The organism is Kitasatospora sp. NPDC001225, from assembly GCF_053597855.1.
In genome coordinates this window covers 1-18,144 of the sequence record NZ_JBSFJC010000085.1, presented here as the reverse complement: position 1 = coordinate 18,144, position 18,144 = coordinate 1, and the positions used below count along the sequence as shown (strand labels likewise).

General features: G+C 72.7%; 13 protein-coding genes and 1 pseudogene. 3 read left to right on the top strand and 11 right to left on the bottom strand.

Annotated elements, in window-relative coordinates; genetic code table 11:
- Nucleotides 1–160 precede the first annotated feature (160 nt).
- From ACWDCZ_RS26005 to ACWDCZ_RS25995, 3 genes are read left to right on the top strand one after another with little or no spacing between them, the layout of a single operon-like run.
- Nucleotides 161–916 (top strand): hypothetical protein, encoded by a 756-nt coding sequence (locus ACWDCZ_RS26005; RefSeq protein ID WP_449817091.1) that lies wholly within the window; start codon nucleotides 161–163, stop codon nucleotides 914–916.
- Nucleotides 913–2,991: a DEAD/DEAH box helicase family protein gene (locus ACWDCZ_RS26000; RefSeq protein WP_449817090.1), complete on the top strand. Its 2,079-nt coding sequence runs from the start codon at nucleotides 913–915 to the stop codon at nucleotides 2,989–2,991. Before ACWDCZ_RS26005 ends, ACWDCZ_RS26000 begins: the two co-directional genes overlap by 4 nt.
- A 55-nt stretch (nucleotides 2,992–3,046) precedes the next feature.
- Nucleotides 3,047–5,725 (top strand): TerD family protein, encoded by a 2,679-nt coding sequence (locus ACWDCZ_RS25995; protein ID WP_449817089.1) that lies wholly within the window; start codon nucleotides 3,047–3,049, stop codon nucleotides 5,723–5,725.
- Between the two features lie 272 nt (nucleotides 5,726–5,997).
- On the opposite strand, the gene ACWDCZ_RS25990 is transcribed toward ACWDCZ_RS25995, so the two are convergent.
- The 11 genes and pseudogenes from ACWDCZ_RS25990 to ACWDCZ_RS25940 form a co-directional block, all read right to left on the bottom strand.
- A complete protein-coding gene (locus ACWDCZ_RS25990) occupies nucleotides 5,998–6,711 on the bottom strand; it encodes a hypothetical protein (RefSeq protein ID WP_449817088.1) in 714 nt (237 codons plus the stop codon).
- A 448-nt stretch (nucleotides 6,712–7,159) separates the two neighbouring features.
- Complete coding sequence (locus tag ACWDCZ_RS25985; RefSeq protein ID WP_449817087.1) at nucleotides 7,160–7,285, bottom strand: hypothetical protein; 126 nt, start codon at nucleotides 7,283–7,285, stop codon at nucleotides 7,160–7,162.
- Between the two features lie 81 nt (nucleotides 7,286–7,366).
- Nucleotides 7,367–7,644: pseudogene (locus ACWDCZ_RS25980) on the bottom strand (hypothetical protein).
- Between the two features lie 43 nt (nucleotides 7,645–7,687).
- A complete protein-coding gene (locus ACWDCZ_RS25975; RefSeq protein ID WP_387821603.1) occupies nucleotides 7,688–10,612 on the bottom strand; it encodes a polysaccharide lyase family 8 super-sandwich domain-containing protein in 2,925 nt (974 codons plus the stop codon).
- Between the two features lie 161 nt (nucleotides 10,613–10,773).
- Entirely contained in the window at nucleotides 10,774–11,862 is a 1,089-nt protein-coding gene (locus ACWDCZ_RS25970) for a glycerate kinase (protein ID WP_117484817.1), read from the bottom strand.
- Nucleotides 11,859–12,713 (bottom strand): sugar phosphate isomerase/epimerase family protein, encoded by an 855-nt coding sequence (locus ACWDCZ_RS25965; protein WP_049660487.1) that lies wholly within the window; start codon nucleotides 12,711–12,713, stop codon nucleotides 11,859–11,861. The genes ACWDCZ_RS25970 and ACWDCZ_RS25965 overlap by 4 nt, the downstream gene beginning before the upstream one ends.
- The gene (locus tag ACWDCZ_RS25960) at nucleotides 12,710–13,858 is read right to left on the bottom strand and encodes a dihydrodipicolinate synthase family protein (RefSeq protein ID WP_074006085.1); all 1,149 of its coding nucleotides are present in this window, start codon (nucleotides 13,856–13,858) and stop codon (nucleotides 12,710–12,712) included. Before ACWDCZ_RS25960 ends, ACWDCZ_RS25965 begins: the two co-directional genes overlap by 4 nt.
- Nucleotides 13,859–13,958: 100 nt before the next feature.
- Nucleotides 13,959–15,110, bottom strand: a complete 1,152-nt coding sequence (locus ACWDCZ_RS25955) for a Gfo/Idh/MocA family protein (protein WP_449817086.1) — start codon at nucleotides 15,108–15,110, stop codon at nucleotides 13,959–13,961.
- A 102-nt stretch (nucleotides 15,111–15,212) separates the two neighbouring features.
- Nucleotides 15,213–16,193, bottom strand: a complete 981-nt coding sequence (locus ACWDCZ_RS25950; protein WP_387821659.1) for a hydroxyacid dehydrogenase — start codon at nucleotides 16,191–16,193, stop codon at nucleotides 15,213–15,215.
- Nucleotides 16,194–16,333: 140 nt separating this feature from the next.
- Nucleotides 16,334–17,239, bottom strand: coding sequence for a carbohydrate ABC transporter permease (locus ACWDCZ_RS25945; RefSeq protein WP_049657190.1), 906 nt, complete (start codon nucleotides 17,237–17,239; stop codon nucleotides 16,334–16,336).
- Nucleotides 17,236–18,144 (bottom strand): carbohydrate ABC transporter permease (locus ACWDCZ_RS25940; protein WP_449817085.1); only part of this gene is annotated, 909 nt, incomplete at its 5' end. The genes ACWDCZ_RS25940 and ACWDCZ_RS25945, both read right to left, overlap by 4 nt.

The window sequence follows — 18,144 nt, the reverse complement described above, 5'->3', positions numbered from 1 at the left end:
GGCCTTCCCCAGCATCCAGTGCTTCCCGGCCGGCCACCGGGACGGCGGCCGCGACACTGTCCTGCCCGTGGAGGGCAAACGGGCGGTGATCTTCCAGGTGAAATGGACCAGCCATCCGTCGAAGGATCCGGTGATCTGGCTGACCCAGAGTATCAAGTAAGTGAAGGCCAACATCGAGCACTTGGTCTCCGAGGCTGCCATTGTCTGCTCCGAATACGTGGCCCGTGAGGTCCGGGTCCTGCAAAACTGGGCGGGCGCAGGGGTGGGTGGCCTGCTCGCGGCAGGTGGCGATACAGGACTCAAGACCGGTGGGTACATGGAACCGTGGTTCGAACGGATGGCGGCAATCCCTGGCCTGAGCTTCACGGGCAGCCCCGGTGTAGTCCGCGAGTCACTTCCAGGAGCGAACGACCGTCCCGACGAGTCGTACGGCTCTGCGATGTGGCCAACTCCTGAGGGCAGTACCTCTGCCACACCTGCCAGTCGGCACGTACCGCGCGAAGCGCGGGGTCCGGAGTTGGCCGTGCGGGTCTGGGAGGCGTTGGAGATCCCGGGTTCGGCGATGGACTACCACTTCGTCCTGCAACACGCAGTCAGCCAGCTGTGGGCTGACCGCCGTTCTGACCCTGATGCGCTGGAGTTGCTCGAGGTGTTCGCTCTGCTCGACCTTGAGTTGATGGAGGCCGACCCACAAGCTGTGTCGTTCGACTTCACTGACGATGAGCACTCGTTCGTGCGGGTGTCCTCTGTGCCGCAGTTGATCGATTTGCTCGAGCGCGAGGGCGCCCTGTCGGAGGCTCTCGGCCTGGCACGCCGCCTGGCCCGCTTCGGGCAGGGCGAGGACCTTGTGGAGCAGTTGTCGGGGAAGGTCACTGTGCTTGCCTCCGAGGCGGACCTCGAGGACGGACCGGCATGAGCGCTGGGTTGGAGCGGTTGATCCCCGCCGCCTCGTTCCTGGAGGAAGCGTTCTTGCGATGGGTGCTCACCCCGGCGGCGGGGCGGGGCATCGTCGCCCGCGTGCACAGCCAGTACCCGGTGACCGTCGAGGAGCGCACCTACCGGCTGGATTACCTGATCGCGGGTGACGTGCTGCGGGTGGCTGTCGAGCTGGACGGATTCGCGTTCCACAGCGACCGGGGTGCGTTCACCTACGACCGGATGCGGCAGAACGACCTGGCCGCCACCGGGTTGACGGTACTGCGGTTCTCCTATGACGCAGTGCGCACGGACACCGCGCGCTGCGTCTCGCAGCTGCAGGCGATGCTGCGTCAGGATCCGGCGCTGGCTCCGTTGCTGACCGCTTCACCTCATGTCGAGGTCCCGGACATGGTGGGTGATCCGATGCGGGCGGCTGATCCGCCCCGCCGGGCATCTGTGTTCGGGGCCGGGGGCGGATCGTACTTCGACGACGTGCGGGCGCGGGTGGACCGCGGGCCGCTGCGGGCGTGCCAGGACGAGGCGTTGGGGGCGCTAGCGAACTACTACGCCTCGGGAGGACGGCACGCGGCCGCGGTGATGGCGGTCGGGGCCGGCAAGACCGCGCTGGGGGTCGCGGCCGCGTTGTCGTTCGCCAAACGGCGGGTACTGGTGGTGACGCCAGGCTCGGTCATCCGGGGCACCTTCGCCAAGGCCCTGGATGCGGGTGTGCCGGGCAACGTTCTGTACGGTCTGACGGGTGGGCCGATGCTGCCCGGTGCGCGCCCGCCGGCAACCCTCGTCCTGGACGCGGCGGACGGTCAGATCAGCCGGGTCAGCCGCGAGCGGCTGCTGGCCGCCGATGTCCTGGTCACCAACTTCCATTCCCTGGGCACCGGTGAGGCCGACGGGGACCTACTCGCCAAACTTCAGCCGGGAGATGTGGACTTCATCGTCGTCGACGAGGCGCACATCGCGGCCAGCGCCTCCTACCAGCGGCTGTTCGCCCACTTCCAGAGCGCACGCACGCTGCTGATGTCCGCATGCTTCAGGCGCCTGGACGGCAAGCCGATCGATGCAGATGTCGTCTACCGCTACCGTCTGGTGGACTCCGTCGCGGACGGCTCGGCGAAGAATCTGCGGGTCCACCGCTTCGCGCCGGACGTGGCGGCGACCGTCTACGAGGCCACATGGCCGGATGGGCGGCGCGAGCAGATCGTGGGCCGTGACGCGCTGTTGGCCGCGTTGGGCGACGAGCGGCGGATGGCGCGTATCACCGCGCAGTCCGAAGCGCCGATCCATCACGTGATGGCGGTGACCCGCGCCTGCCTGGACGCGCAGGCCAAGCTCCTGGCCCCCGTGAAGCCGCGGGTGCTGTTCTCCGCCATGGGCCAGGCTCACGCCGAGCAGATCGCGCGGATCGCCGAGGAGCACGGGATCGCCTGCGCCACCTTGCACCACAGCATGGCGCCGTCGGCGATCTCCTCCACTGTGCGCAGGTTCGAGTCCGACTCCGGGGACCTTCAGGGCATCGTGCAGTTGCGGATGCTCGGCCAGGGCTACGACTTCCCGCCTATCACCGTTGTCGTGCCGATCCGCCCCTACGGCAGTTTCGGCGAGTTCTACCAGTTCATCGGACGCGGTGTCCGTGTGCTGCGCCACCCGGGCGTGCCCGCCGGACAGCAGTACCTGGACGTGGTCTGCCACGCCGAACTCGGCCTGGAGGACCACCTGGAGGCGCTGTGCGCGGACAACGACATGGACCCGGCTCTGCTGCTGGACGCCCCGCCCATCGAGGCCGCCTCCTTCCAGGGTGACGGGCAGGAAGGGGACGACCCTGCGGAAGGTGCTGGAGGCGACGACGGTGCGGGCGGGATGGACGCGTTCGTCCTGTACGAGCGAGGACGGGTGGAGCAGCGCGTCGTGCATGAGCTGGATCGGGTGGAGGCTAGGCGGGCCGAGCGGGAAATGGAGTTCATGGCGCAGCGCTACGCCGTCTACGCGCAAGGCACGGCGTCGCCACTGCCGTTCGAGAAGTTCGTCGAGCTCATGCGGAAGGTGACCGGTGGCAGCTGACCCGTCGCGGTGGTGGCTTTCGGCTGCGGATGCCCACCCTGAGGTAGCACTTCGCGTGGAGGCGGCGGCCGGCCGGCAGCAGCGCTTCACCGACGTCGACGCGCTCACGGCCCGGTTGCTGGCCGCCTCGCTCGAGGGCCGGCCGGTGGCCGCCGTCACTGTCGGCAAGGGGGCTCGTGTCCCGGACACCGCCAAGGCCGCGGCTCTCACCCGCACGGAGAGCGCCCTGTGCGCGGAGGTGTTCGGAGTTCAGGAGCAGCAGCGGCGCGGCGCGTGGTATCTGCCGCAGCAGCTCTCGCTGAAGGCAGGGGTGGTCAACCTGCCACATCTGCTGCGCCACCGTCCGGCCCACGCACTGACGGTGGCCGCTGGTGACACGGCCCGCCTCACCGTCGCCGAGGGCGGGGATGTGGTGCTGCTGTGGGCGCTGCTGGTGCCCTTGTTTGAGACGCTGATGGAGCCGGTTCGGGTGCGGGCGGCGGGGCCGGCCGGTACGCGTGAGGAGCAGCGGCAGGTGTGGGCGGCGATCGAGGACCGCTACCGGCTGCTGGGCATCGCTTCCGGTGCGCTGGAGGTCTTCCGGTTCGGCGGCGGCTGGCACGCCCTCGACCGCAGAGGGCAGCAGCAGGCCCGTCTGGACCTGCTGGAAGCGCTAGCGGCGGCCGATCTCGAACAGCTGGTGGCCCGTCATCGGATTCAGCGGCTGCAGCAGTTGACGGCAGGGTTCGCGGCGAAGGCGAAGAAGGGCACGCCGCTGGCGCGGCGGGTCCTCACCCGCGCACTGCAGCCGGTGGTCTCCGCTCATTTCGCGGGTGACTGGCTGGCTGTACTCGACTACCTCCAGGCCCCGCCGCACCCGGACGAGGAGGTCATCACCGCCCTGCCCGAGGCGCGCCTGTATGTGGGCATGTCCTCCCAGGCGGCCGAGGTGGCGGCTGAGACGGGCATCGGCGAGGACGAGGTCCAGGCGATGCTCGCGGCGTTCCTCGGCACGAGCACCGCCGTCTCTCCCATCGAGGAGCGGGTGTCCGTGCTGCGCGACTGGTGGGCGGGTTTCGACCAGGCACACGCCCACCAGGTGAAGGGGATGCCCTCGTTGTGGGGCCTGCTCGATGAGGAAGTGATGGACCTCTCCTCGCCCGGAGAGGACCGGACCCCTCAGCTGTACCTGCAGGCTCTGCCGCCCACGGTCCTGGAGCAGGTAGGGCGGCTGTGGGAGACGGTGATGCTGAAGCAGCACCCCGGAAGCATCGTCAGCAACCCCCGCCCGCACCACACGATGACCCAGGTTCTCGGTGCAGCGGCCGGGTTCTGGCATGGCATCGGGCTGACCGCGTGGTTCGTGTGCGAGGGCCCGTACTCCCGCACCACCCTGTCCGACGCCGCCGGCTACTACGACCGTGAGCTGACCGAGCTGCGCACGGCCGGCTGCCCCGTCGACGCTTCCCTCTTCGAGGAACTGCGCTCCGCCGAGCAGCAGTTGGGAGATCCGGAGTCGATCTCGGAGGGCAGGAGTGTTCCGGTCGTCTCCGAGGACGGCCTCGTGAGTGTCACGTTCAGCATGGGCCGTGGCTCGCGCCGCGATGGCTTCGAGCACGTGAGGGACATCGTCACCCGGCACCGCCGTGCCTGGGCCGAACGCTACCTCAACACCTACTTGCAGCAGCGGTGGCGCCGCGAACTGGAGGAGGTCGCCCACCAGTACCACCGCCACGTCGCCCTCAAGGGGCGCCCGCCCACGCTCATCCAGTTCTCCCGGTTCGCGACGACCGCCGCCAACCAGTGGACCGGCGGTGACCTCGGGGCGCTCTACACCGCGATCGGCGAGCCCGCGCCGTCCGAGCAGAAGCGGCCCGCCCGCCTGCTGGCCAGCGACGGCCACGACTTCGCCCGCCGGGTGTACCAAGCGCTCGGTGGCGAGCCCGTCCCCAAAAGCACCTGGCCAGCGGCCCAGGACCCGGAGGAGATCCGCCGGCAGTGGGAGTTGCAGCGGCTGGCCATCGAGAGCCTGCGCTACGTTCAACTCCAGGAGGCACTCGGACAGCCGCCCACCGCCAAGCAGTTCGGCACCCAGCGGCTACGGTGGCCTTGGCCCGGCGAGGAAGCCGAAGGCTGGCCGCTCCTGCAGCGCGCCCTCGCTGGCCTCACCCGCACCGGCACGCCCCCGGCCCACTCCCCCGCTGGCCCCGTCACCACCGACCTCGCCGCACCATCCCCTGACGGGAAGGGCCTCGTGCCGCTGCTGTTGGCCAAGGGCGGCAACGCGCCCCTACCTACCGAGACAACAGCGGTACGCGTCACGACCATTGGCGCTCCGGTCGATGTTTCCGCACTTCTCCTCACCGGCGACGGCAAGGTCCGGACCGACCACGACCTCGTCTTCTACAACCACCCCCACCAAGACGGCGTCAGTTCCAGCGGCGACACCATCACCGCCGACCTCGGCCGCATCCCCGACGATGTCCGCACGGTCGCTGTGGTGGTGAGCGTCGACCTCGAAGCGCAACCCACCGCCGTCCTCGACCAGCGCACCACCTGGAGGGCGGACATCACCCAAATCTCAGGTGTGCTCCTGCGCTTCGAGCCGCCCGCCCACGACGCGGGCGAGACGGTCGTGGTCGCCGTTGAGCTCTACCGCCACGGACCGGGCTGGAAAGCACGCGCCGTCGCCCAGGGCTACGACAGCGGCCTGGCGGGCCTGGCCACTGACTACGGCATCAACATCGAGCCCTGATCCCGACGAGGCTTCAGGCGAGGGCGGCAGCCTGGATGTCGTCGTCAGCTCACGCAACACGACACTCTGCCCACAGCCCCCGCCGTTAACACTGACACCGCCTCGACCTGCCCACATCGCACCCCCTCAAGATCACTCCAGAGGGCATCGCCCGATACTCTCACCGGGTAGTTATCTATCTAGTTACAACATTCGCCGCGTAACTAAAACATCCCAGGTCAGAGCGACTATCCGCCAGAGGTCAACATGCTCACTAGCAACACCACTACAGCTCAATAGGCATACCAATGGGCAGCTTTAAGTTTGTTGGCTACCTCAAGCACACCTGGTACGAGCGACATCAGTGTTGCAACTAGAGAGAAGACTGACACGCGGCGCAGGGCGTGTTGGAGGGCGGTGTCGTGGTCGGGGTCGTAGCGCTCGGCGCGGGTTTCGGCGGTGTGGTCGCGCACGCGCTGCCACTCGGCGCGGGTGGTGTCCGCGGTGGCGTAGGCGGCCTCGTGGCCGGCGTCGGCGTACCGGTCGGCGGCGCGTTCGTCGTCCCGGGCCCGGTGCGGGGCCTGCTGGATGTTCTCCGGGGTCATCCCGGCGGCCCGGCCGCGGACCCGGTGGCGGATGCCGCCGAGCATCCCGTGCTCCCGGTCGTCGCCCTCGTACCCGTCCCCCTCATCCTCTTCGTCCTGGTCGGCGGGATGCTGGGCGAGGGCGGCGTGCAGCGTCGCGCCGGCCTGCCAGGCCTCGGCGTGGACGACGGGCTCCGGCAGGCCGCCAGGGCGGGTGGCAAGGACGATCCGGCCGTCGACCAGGGCCACCCAGCCGTCCAGGCCGTCGACGTCGCGCTCGGTCCAGCCGCGGGCCGGGTCGGCGCCCTGGTGGAGGGTGCGGATGCCGTCGTGGCCACTCCAGCACAGCCACATCGCGCCGCGCACCAGCGGGGAATCCAGGATCGGACGGCCCAGGTCCCGGCCGGCGGGCGCGGTACTCACCCGCACCGGCCACCGCCTCGACGCCTACCTCGCCGATGTCCGCGAATTGCTGCTCCGGGCAATCCTCCAGGAGGAGACGTGGCCCAGCGTCTTCGCCGCCGTCGCCACCCACGTCGACTGGTACGCCGCCGGCCTCGCCGGTCGTCGCCACGTAGACCCGGCAGGGGCTTCCTGAGTCGCCGCAGCTGACGAACGGCACCCGGCGACGATCCGTACCTGTCGGTCGCGCGCGCCCGACGGGACCCTCAGCATTCGTCCGGCTCGCCCAGGCTCCAGCCACCGACGGCCGCGACATCCTGCTGGTCTCCTTCCCCTGGTGGGTCTGGTTCTGGCTATGCCCCGGCGGGGGTGGCGCTATCCGCTGGTGATCTGTCGGCGGTGGGGTGGAACCTTGGAAACGTGTGCGGCGCCCGGCTGGTGCCGGACGCCGCACGCGCTGATCGATTGTTCATCGGGCCTGGGACTCGGGCTCGCGCTTCGGGAGTTCGAGCAGTTCAGCCGCCATCTGGACGGCCTGGCGGTGGTCCAGCGCGTCAAGAAGCAGTCGGGCGGATGCCCGAGGGCCGAATGGCACCAGGCGGACCGTGGCCTCCGGGGCCCCGGCCGCGTGGGATCCGGCCTTCGCGGACGCGGTCGACTGACTTCTCCGGCAATCTCACCACCGCCACGATGCCAACTGACGCGCTGTGGGACCCGGTGGCGGGGTTCTCGGCTGACCTCGCGGTCGTGTGGCCCCGAGGCCGCCGGCGCCGTACTGGCCGATCTCGGTGGCGAGCGCGGCGCCGCCGGCAAGCCGGTCGGCGTCCCAGGCGGTGACGTCCAGGAGAGGCCGTCGAGCGGACCACCGACACGCTCGCGGTACACGTGCCCGGGGACGGGGTCGTCGTGGTCGGTTCCGTAGACCCGGCCCCGCAGCGGCGTCTCGTCGTCCATGCCCGCGTCCGGTCCCGCGACCCGATGGTGCGGCGGTGGCCGGTCAGGAGGTGATCACCTCCAGGACGGGGTGGAAGGTGGTGTGGCTGCGGGCGTCGAGGTTGACGGCGAGGCCGACGGTGGCGAGGGGCTGGAAGAGGGCCAGGGTGAGGGAGGGGTTGCCCGGGGTGACGGCGGGGGTGACGTCGAGGGGGATCCAGTCGGGTGTGGTGGAGATCCGGCCGGTGCCGAGGGGTTGGGCCAGGCCGGGGGCGTTGGCCCAGGTGACGGCGGGTTCGGTCCAGGGGGTGGGGGCGGTGGTGAAGGCCTGGAGGGTGGCGAGGGTGCCCCCGGAGTCGGCGACCGCGCCGTGGACCCAGAGGACGGCGCGGCGGACGGTGCCGGGGACGGCGGTGGTGTCGAAGGCGAGGAGGGCGCGCCGGCTGAAGCCGCTGTCGGTGGTGTTGGTGTTCTTGACCGTCAGGGTGGTGGCGGTGCCGTAGTTGGTGGTGGCGTAGGAGCCGTCGCGGACGTAGCTGTCCTGGGTGGGGTCGAGCAGGGTCGCGGTGGCGGTCGCCGGGGCGCCGGAGGCGGTGGTGAGGGTGATGGTGCGGCCGGCGCCCTGGGTGCCGCCGAGCTCCACCAGGAGGGTCACCGCGCCCTCGGTGGAGAGCACACTGACGCCTTCGGCGGCCTCGGTGGGGCGGCCCGTGCCGGCGAGGGTGAGCGTGACGGTGGCGGCCCGGCGGGAGGGGTCGGCGACGGTGACGGTGCGGGTGCTGTCGGTGTCGCGGACCAGCACCGAGCAGGGGGCGGAGGCGGTGAGCGGCCCGGCCGTGCCGGCGGCGAAGAAGTTGGCGGCGGTGACACCCGAGGCGGAGTCGGATATCGCCTGGACCGTACGGGAGTTGGCGAGGGTGGTGACGGTGGGGGCGGCCGCCCGGGCCGCGGTGGCCGCGGCGGTCGCGCCGGGCAGCACCTGGTACTCGTACCCGGCGTCGGTGGGGTTGGTGCCGTGGTCGAACCAGAGGGTGAGGTAGCGGCGGGTGAGCTGCTCGGTGGAGCCGCCGGTGTTGATGTCGTGCCAACTGCCGGTGCGGGCCTCGCGCTTCGCCCGCAGGGTGGTGCCGGCGGGCAGGACGTAGCCGCCGAAACCCGCGACGGCGACGGCGCGGGCGCCGTCGAGGCGCTGGGACCAGCCGAGGGTGGTGGGCTGGGCGGCGCCGTCCACGGTGAGGGCGTGGGTGCCGGCGGGGCCGAGGTTGCGGTTGTCGACGACGGTCTCCACCGGGGTGCCGTCGGTGCAGCTGATGCCCGCGCCGAGGCAGACCACCGCATCGTCCAGCAGGAACCAGGACTTGCGTCCGGTCAGGGTGGAGGAGAGGCCGCGCAGGTCCTGGCCGACGGCGGCGTAGGTGCCGTCGGTGGCGCCGCCGGCCCAGGTGGAGTCCGGGCGGGGTGCGCCCCAGGTGCCGCCGGCGGCGTCGGCGAGCGGCTTGGCGGAGACGGTGGTGCCGGGCAGGCGGTACGGGTCCACGGTGGGCCAGAAGGCGTCCGAGTACTGGCCGTTGCCGAAGGTGGCACCCCACCAGGAGAGCATGCCGTTGTTGGTGTGCCAGCCGCGCAGGTGCTCGCCGTTGCCGGTCTCGTAGAAGGTGGTGCGGGCGGAGCAGAGGCTGAGCGAGGCGGCCCAGCCGGAGCGGCGGACCACGGCGCGGTCCATCGCGAACACCCGGGCGCCGAGCGGCTCGGGGGCGGCGGCGGTGGCGGAGTTCAGGAGGGCCTGGGCGCGGGCGAGCTCGGGGACGTCGAGGTAGGCGTTGGAGAGGTAGGGCAGGTAGTGGTCACGGGTGAGCCAGCCCTTCACGGCGGAGCGCCAGGCGGCGGACTGGGCGGCCGGGGCGGCGCCGGAGTCGGCGAGGCGCAGGATGTGGCCGATCAGGGTGTGGCCCCGGACGTGGTCGTCCTGCTGGAGCTGGAGCTGGTCGCCGCTCTGGCGGCCCCGGCTGACGGCCCGCCCGCTCACGGCGTCCATCACCAGGCCGTTGTAGAGGAAGGGCGCGTAGGCGTCGGTGACGGCGTCGAAGACGTTCTGCCGGGACGGGTCGGAGATCTGCCAGGCGGAACCGGCCAGCAGGGCGAAGAGCCTGCTCAGGCCACCGAGCAGCACCTCCCCGTAGGAGCCGGTGTACGGCACCCAGGTGTGCTGGACGAAGGAGCCGTCGGCGTACAGGCCGTCGCCGGCCAGGACGTACGGGAAGACCGGGGAGAGCGCGGTGGTGGCGGTGGTGAGCTTGGCGGAGGTGCGGCCCAGCACTCCGCGCAGGGCCAGGACGCGGCACAGGTCCACCCGGTTGCCGCCGGTGCTGGTGCCCGTGTAGCTCGACACCAGGGAGTCGGGGACCTGGCGGTCCACGGCGGCGAGCAGGGCGGAGAGCCGGGTGGGCGGCAGGAGGTCGTGGGCCAGGACGCAGGTGTCGAGGAGGGCCTGCGGGGTGCCGATCTGCCAGTCCCACCAGTTGCCGTAGGCGGTGGCCGTGGGGGTGTAGGCGCCGGTGGTGGTGTTGAGGTGGTTCAGGCCGGTGGTGATCGCGGTGGCCAGGGCCTGGTCACCGGTCAGACCGGTGCCGGGCTGCGCCCAGGCCATGGCCAGGGTGCGCAGGCGGGTGTGGGAGGCGGTGACGTTCGCCGAGGCGGTGCCCAGGGGGAGGTCCGGCCAGAGGGACGTGGAGGTCGGGGCCATGGCCTGGAGCTGGGTGCGGGCCCGGTCGCCGAGGGCGGCGAGGGTGGTGGCGTAGGGGGCCGTGGCCGGGTCGAAGCCGGTGCCGGTGAGCAGGTCGAGCCAGCGCAGGCGCAGGGTGTCGTAGGCGTCGGCCGCGGCCGTGGCGGGGGTGGGGAGGGCACCGAGGGTGAGGGCGGTGGTGCCGATGGCGGCGAGTCGCAGCAGGCGGCGGCGGGAGAGCAGGGCGGGGTTCGGCGCGGCGGTCATGGGGGGGAGCTCCTCCTGGGAGGTGGGGGCCGGGCGGGACGACGGTGGGCGTCTTCGGTATGACCTCGCCGTCGGCGATCGAGTGGAGGCGCTCGGGTGGAGGTGCTCGGCGCGGGCCTTCTCGGCCGCGTGGTCCGGATCGCGGGAGGCCTTCCACGTCGTCAGACGGTGAAAGGAGGCGCCGCGCGGGCCAGTCGGGCGCCGGCGGCGGTGAGCCAGTGGGCCGCCCGGTGGCGGGCGTCGGCCGGGTCCCCGGACAGCCCGGTGAGGGTGAGCGCGCCGGGGTCGGAGGCCTCCCCGGCGACGACCCGGGCGGGGACGCCGGCCCGCTCCGCGCGGGCGAGGACCTCGCCGACCGCCTTGCCGAGCAGGCTGGTGCGGTCGAAGCGGCCCTCGCCGGTGATCACCAGGCCGGCCCCGGTGAGGGCTTCGTCGAGGCCGGTCAGCTCGGCCACCGCCGCCGCGCCGGGGACCACCTGCGCACCCCAGGCGGTCACCAGGCCGTAGGCGGTGCCGCCGGCCGCGCCGGAGCCGGGGAGGGCCGGGTCGCCCCCGAGCAGGTCGGCGAAGCGGCGCAGCCCCGCCTCCAGGACGGCGATCCGGGCCGGGTCGGCACCCTTCTGCGGCCCGTAGACGGCGGCCGCCCCGGTGGGGCCGAGCAGCGGGTTGGTCACGTCGGTCAGCAGCCGGACGCCGCCGGGCGGGGCGGCGCGCAGGGCGGTGCGGTCGAGCCGGGCGGCCCGGGTGAGGGCGCCGCCGCCGTCCGGGAGGTCGGCGCCGGTGTCGTCCAGCAGCCGCAGGCCGAGGGCGGCCAGCAGCCCGGCGCCGCCGTCGGTGGACGCGGAGCCGCCGAGTGCGACGGTCACCTGCCGCGCGCCGGCGTCCAGTGCGGCGGCGATGGTCTCGCCCGTGCCGCGGGTGCCGGCGGTGAGCGGGGCGAGGGCGCCGCCGAGCAGCGGCAGGCCGCCGGTGTCGGCGAGTTCGACCAGCGCGGTGCCGTCCGGCAGCAGCGCGTAGCGGCCGGTGACCGGCCCCCCGTCGGGGCCGGTGCAGTCGGGGACCGGGTACGGGACGGCGCCGGGGAGGGCGGCCGCGAGCGCGTCGAGGGTGCCCTCCCCGCCGTCGGCCATCGGACGGAGCAGCAGCTCGTCGTCCGGCCGCACCGAGCGCCAGCCGGCGGCCAGCGCCAGGGCGGCGTCCCGGGCGGTGACGGTGCCCTTGAAGGAGTCGGGCGCGACGACGACTCTCACGGCGAGGCCAGGTGCGTCAGGTGCCGCTCGATCAGGGTGCGCAGCGTCAGCTCGCCCGGGGTGTCCCAGATCTCCTGGTTGAAGATCTCGACCTCGATCCAGCCCTCGTACCCGGCGGCGGTGACCAGGTCGGTGAGGGTGCGGAAGTCGATGTGGCCGTCACCGACGTGGCCCCGGCCGAGCAGGGCGTCGGCGGGCAGCGGCAGGGTCCAGTCGCACACCTGGTAGGAGGCGATCCGGCCCTCTCGACCGGCGCGGGCGATCTGCTCGGGCAGTGCCGGGTCCCACCAGACGTGGTAGCTGTCGACGACGACGCCGACCTGCCGGGCGGGGTACGGGGCGGCGAGGTCGAGCGCCTGGGCCAGGGTGGAGACCACCGCCCGGTCGGCGCAGAACATCGGGTGCAGTGGCTCGATCGCCAGTCGCACACCGAAGTCGCCCGCGTGCGTGGCGAGTTCGGCGAGCAGGTCGGCGACGGCGGCACGGGCGCCGACCAGGTCGCGGCTGCCGGCCGGCAGGCCGCCGACGACCAGGACCAGGGTGTCGGTGCCGAGTTCGGCGGCCTCCTCGATGGCCTGGAGGTTGTCGGCGAGCGCGGCCCGGCGCCGCTCGGGGCCGTCGGCGGTGAGGAAGCCGCCCCGGCAGAGGCTGCTGACGGCGAGTCCGGCGTCCCGGCACAGCTTCGCGGAGCGGGCCAGGCCGGTTTCGGCGACCTTGTCGCGCCAGAGCCCGATGGCCGGGATGCCGGCGTCCACGCAGCCCCGCACGGCCTCCGGAAGGCTCCAGCCCCGGGTGGTGATCTGGTTGAGCGACAGCCTCGCGAGGCCGTTCGCCGCGCCGGCGCCGCTCATGCCGCCACCCCCGCGACGGCGAGCAGCCGGCGCATCCGGTCGGCCGCGAGATCCGGGTCGGGGAGCACGGCGGCGGCGTCCGCGAGCCGGAACAGTTCCACCAGGTGGGGCACCGAACGTCCGCTCTGCGCGCCGCCCACCATGGTGAAGTGGTCCTGGTGGCCCGCCAGCCAGGCGAGGAAGACCACGCCGGTCTTGTAGTGGAAGGTCGGCGCGGCGAACAGGTGCCGGGCCAGCGGCACGGTCGGCGCGAACAGCTCCTCGTAGCGGTCGAGGTCGCCCTCGTCGAGCGCCCGCAGCGCCGCCGCGGCGGTGGCCGCGATCGGGTCGAAGACGCCCAGCAGGGCGTGGCTGTGGCCGTGTTCGTCGCCGCGGATCAGCTCGGGGTAGTGGAAGTCGTCGCCCGTGTACATCCGCACGCCGGCCGGCAGCGCGCGGCGCAGGGCGATCTCCCGGTCGGAGTCCAGCAGGGAGACCTTGATGCCCTCGATCCGGTCGGCGTGCGCGCCGATCAGCTCCAGCACGGTCGCGGCGGCCGGGTCGGGGTCGGCGGAGCCCCAGTAGCCGGCCAGCGCCGGGTCGAACATCTCGCCGAGCCAGTGCAGCAGCACCGGCCGCTCGCAGGCGGCGATCAGCTTGCCGTAGACCTCCAGGTAGTCCTCCGGGCCGCGGGCGGCGGCGGCCAGGGCGCGGCTGGCCATCAGGATCGGCTGCGCGCCGGCCTCCTGGACGACGGTCAGCTGCTCCTCGTAGGCGGCGCGGACGGCGTCCAGCGGGTGGGGGCCGGGAGCGAGCTGGTCGGTGCCGACGCCGCAGGCCAGCAGGCCGCCGCAGGCGCGGGCCTCGGCCCCGGAGCGGGTGATCAGCTCGCGGGTGGCCGGCCAGTCGAGGCCCATGCCGCGCTGGGCGGTGTCCATCGCGTCGGCCACGCCGAGGCCCAGCGACCACAGGTGTCGGCGGAAGGCGAGGGTGGCGTCCCAGTCGACGGCGGCGGGTGCGCCGGGGGCGTTGTCGCCCAGCGGGTCGGCGACCACGTGGGCGGCGGCGAAGGCCGTCCGCGAGCGGGCGGGGGCGGGCGGGGCGGGCAGGACGGCGGGCTCGCGCAGCCGGAGCCGGCCGTGGCCGGGCAGGTGGATCTCGGTCATGGTGTCAGCGCATTCGTCTCGTCGGCGGGCGGCTGCGGGGCGCTCGGGTCTCCCCGGCGGCCGGGTGCTCGGTGGCCGGCCCGGATGCGGCCGGCGGCCGTCACAGGGACAGCTCGGGGACGTCCATCCGGCGTCCCTCGCGGGCGGAGCGCAGGCCGAGTTCGGCGAGCTGCACGCCCTTGGCACCCTCCAGCAGGTCCCAGTGGTACGGGGAGCCGGTGGTCACGTGGCGCAGGAAGAGCTCCCACTGCGCCTTGAATCCGTTGTCGAACTCCTCGTTGTCCGGCACCCGCTGCCACTGCGCGCGGAACGGCTCGGTCGCCGGCAGGTCCGGGTTCCAGACCGGCTTGGGGGTCGCCGCGCGGTGCTGGAAGCGGCACTCGCGCAGCCCGGCGACCGCGCTGCCCTCCGTGCCGTCGACCTGGAACTCCACCAGTTCGTCGCGGTCCACCCGGACCGCCCAGGAGGAGTTGATCTGGGCGGTGATGCCGCCCTCCAGCTCGAAGACGCCGTACGCGGCGTCGTCGGCGGTGGCCCGGTAGACCTGCCCGCGCTCGTCGGTGCGCTCGGGGATGTGGATGGCGGTGTGCGCGTACACGGAGCGGACGGGGGCGATGATGCCGTCCAGCACGTAGCGCCAGTGCGGGAACATGTCGAGGACCATGCCGCCGCCGTCCTCGGCGCGGTAGTTCCAGGACGGCCGCTGGGCCTGCTGCCAGTCGCCCTCGAAGACCCAGTAGCCGAACTCGCCGCGCACGGAGAGGATCCGGCCGAAGAACCCGCCGTCCACCAGCCGCTTGAGCTTGCGCAGGCCGGGGAGGAAGAGCTTGTCCTGGACGGCGCCGTTGCACACCCCGGCGTCGCGGGCGAGGCGGGCGAGGTCGAGCGCGGCCTCCAGCGACTCGGCGGTGGGCTTCTCGGTGTAGATGTGCTTGCCGGCGGCGATCGCCGTGTGCAGCGCGGTCTCCCTGGCGGGGGTGACCTGGGCGTCGAAGTAGATCTCGGCGAGCGGGTGGGCGAGGGCCTCGTCGAGCGAGGTGGTCCAGTGGGTGAGGCCGTGGCGGTCGGCGAGGTCCTTGAGCTTGTCGGCGCTGCGGCCGACCAGGATCGGCTCGGGCCACAGCGTGTCGCCGTCGCCGAGCGGCAGGCCGCCCTGATCGCGGATGGCGAGGATGGAGCGGACCAGGTGCTGGCGGTAGCCCATCCGGCCGGTGACGCCGTTCATGACGATGCCGATCACCCTGCGGGGCATGGGGTTCTCCGATTCGTTGCTGGTGCGGGGAGCACGTGGTGCGAGGGACGTGCTGAGAGGAGCGTGCTGCGGGGCCGCGCGGCACGGGGGCGCTGCGCGGGGTCACGCGGTGCGGTGTCCGTCCTCGGCGAGGACGGGGTGGGCGAACGGATGCCCGGCGGTGTAGCGGGCGAGCTCGTCGGCGGCGGCGGCCGCCATCCGGTGCAGCTCGCCGCCGAGCGAGCCGGCCACGTGGGGGGTGAGGAAGACGTTCGGCAGCTCGTAGAGCGGGGAGTCGGCGGGCAGCACCTCCGGCTCGGTGACGTCGATGACGGCGTCGAGGCGTCCGGAGGCGGCCTCGCGCACCAGTGCTTCCTGGTCGACCAGGGAGCCGCGCGAGGTGTTGACGAGGGTGGCGCCGTCGCGCATCAGGGCGAGCCGGCGGCCGTCGATCAGGTGCCGGGTGGCCGGCAGTTCGGGGGCGTGCACGCTCACCACGTCGGAGGCCGCGCAGAGTTCGTCCATCTCCACGGCGCGGGCGCCGAGCCGGGCGGCCTCGGCGGGGTCGACGTACGGGTCGTGGAGCAGCAGGTCCAGGTCGTGCGGGCGCAGCAGTTCCATCACCCGCCGGCCGATCCGGGAGGCGCCGACGATGCCGACGGTGCGCCGGTAGTTGCCGGCCGCCCCGTACGCCAGCTGCCAGTCGTAGGGGGCGCGGCGGCGCCGGTACTCCTCACGGATCGGCAGCAGCCGCTTGTTGGCGAGCAGGACGACGGCGACGGTGTACTCGGCGACCGGCAGGGCGTTGGCCCAGGCCGCGGAGGTGACCTTGAGGCCGTGGCGCCAGCAGGCGTCGGTGACGTGGTGTTTGACCGAGCCGGCGGCGTGGATGACGGCGCTCAGCCGCGGGGCGGCGGCCAGCACCTCCTCGTCGATCGGCGGGCAGCCCCAGCTGGAGACGATCACCTCGGCGTCGGCGAGCGCCGCGCGGGCCTCGGGGGTGGTGAAGTCGTCAAGGACGAGTGCCGGGTCGAGGTCGGCCAGGGCGGTGAGCCGGGCCATGGTGTGCGGGTCGATCAGGCGCCCGGCGAGCTCGCGGTGCATGGCGAGGACGGCGCGGGGGCGGCTGGCGGGCCGGCCGTCGGGCACGGTGGTCTCCCGGTCGGGCGTAGGGGCGGGCGTGGTGGCGGGCGTGGCGGCGGTGCCGGTGCCGGTGCCGGTCGCGGCGGTGGCGGGGTTCGGGCTCACTTGACGCTCCCCGCGGTCAGGCCGGCCTTCCAGTGCCGCTGGAGCAGCACCAACGCGAGGACGAGCGGCACGACGGCGAGCAGCGAGCCGGTGATGACCAGCGGGTAGTACTCGGGGAAGGCCTTGGTCTGGGCGTTCCAGCTGAACAGGCCGAGGCTGACCGGGAAGAGCCGGCTGTCGGAGAGCATCACCAGCGGCAGGAAGAAGTTGTTCCAGATGGCGGTGAACTGGAACAGCAGGACGGTGACGAAGCCGGGCATCACCATCCGCAGCCCGATCGACCAGAAGGTCCGCAGCTCCCCGGCGCCGTCCATCCGGGCGGCCTCCAGGACCTCGTTCGGCACGTAGCCGGCGCAGAACACCCGGGCCAGGTAGACGCCGAAGGGGTTGACCAGCGAGGGCAGGAAGACCGCCCAGAAGGTGTTGACGATGCCGAGCTCGGAGGCCAGCAGGTACATCGGCAGGGCGAGCGCGGTGGTGGGCACCAGCACGCCCAGCAGCACGAGGCCGAACACCTTCTCCTTGCCGGGGAAGCGGTAGACGTGGAAGGCGTAGCCGGCCGCGACGCACACCAGCGCGCACAGCAGCGAGCCGATCCCGGCGTACAGCAGCGAGTTCAGGTACCAGCGGAAGTAGATGCCGCCGCCGGTGGTGGCCAGGTCGTGCAGGTTCTGGCCGAGCCGGAAGTTGTCGGCGCCCAGGGCGTTGCCGCCGAGCAGGTCGGCGGTGTTCTTGGCGGAGGCGGTGAGCAGCCAGCCGAGCGGCCACAGGGTGTAGACGGTGGCCAGGACCAGGGTGCCGTTGACGGCGGTCTTGGAGAGTGTCCAGGGGCGGCGCGGCCGGGCGGCGCGGGCCGGGCGGCGGGGCGGGGCGCCGCTGGGGCGGGTGGCGGTGGTGGTCATGCGTCGGCCTCCCGCCGGCGGTCGGAGCGGCCCCGGGTGAGCCGGGTGACGGCGAAGGAGAGCCCCGCCGCGGCGAGGGCCAGCAGCACCGAGGCGGAAGCGGCGAGCCCGTAGTCGTGGCGTTCGAAGGCGGCCGTGTAGGCGTACATGTTCGGGGTCCAGGAGGAGGTGACGCCCGGTGAGGTGCCGTAGAGGATCATCGGCTCGGTGAACAGCTGGAGCGAGCCGATGACGGTGAACAGGCCGACCATGGCGATCGAGGGCCGGATCAGCGGCACCTTGATGTTCAGGGCGGTGCGCAGCTCCCCGGCGCCGTCGACGACGGCGGCCTCCAGCACGGAGCGGTCGACGGCCTGCAGCGCGGCGTAGAAGATGACCAGGTTGTAGCCGGTCCACTGCCACAGCGCCATGTTGACGACGGCGGGCAGCGGGTGGCCGAGCGGGTCGGGCTGGGTGCCCAGGGACTCCAGTGCGTCCAGTACGGGGCTGATGCCGGGGGTGTAGAGGTACATCCACAGCAGCGCGGCGATGATGCCGGGTACGGCGTGCGGGATGAACAGCGCCAGTTGGAAGAAGCGCCGGGCGCGGGCCAGCGTGGAGTCCAGCAGCAGGGCCAGGACGAGCGCCAGGCCGGTCATCAGCGGGATGTAGATCAGGCAGTACTGGGCGGCGGTCAGGAAGCCGCCGCGGAAGGCCGCGTCCGACAGTGCCCGGGTGTAGTTGCCGAGCCCGGTGAAGACCGTCTCGGCGTCGCCGAAGCCGAGGCCGGAGCGGTGTTCGGTGAAGAGGCTGAGCCGGATCGCGTAGCCGATCGGGATCAGCGTGCACGCGGTGAAGAGCAGGAGGAACGGGGCGAGCAGCACGGCCGGTGCCCCGTACCGCCCGCGCCACCGGCCGGCGGTGGC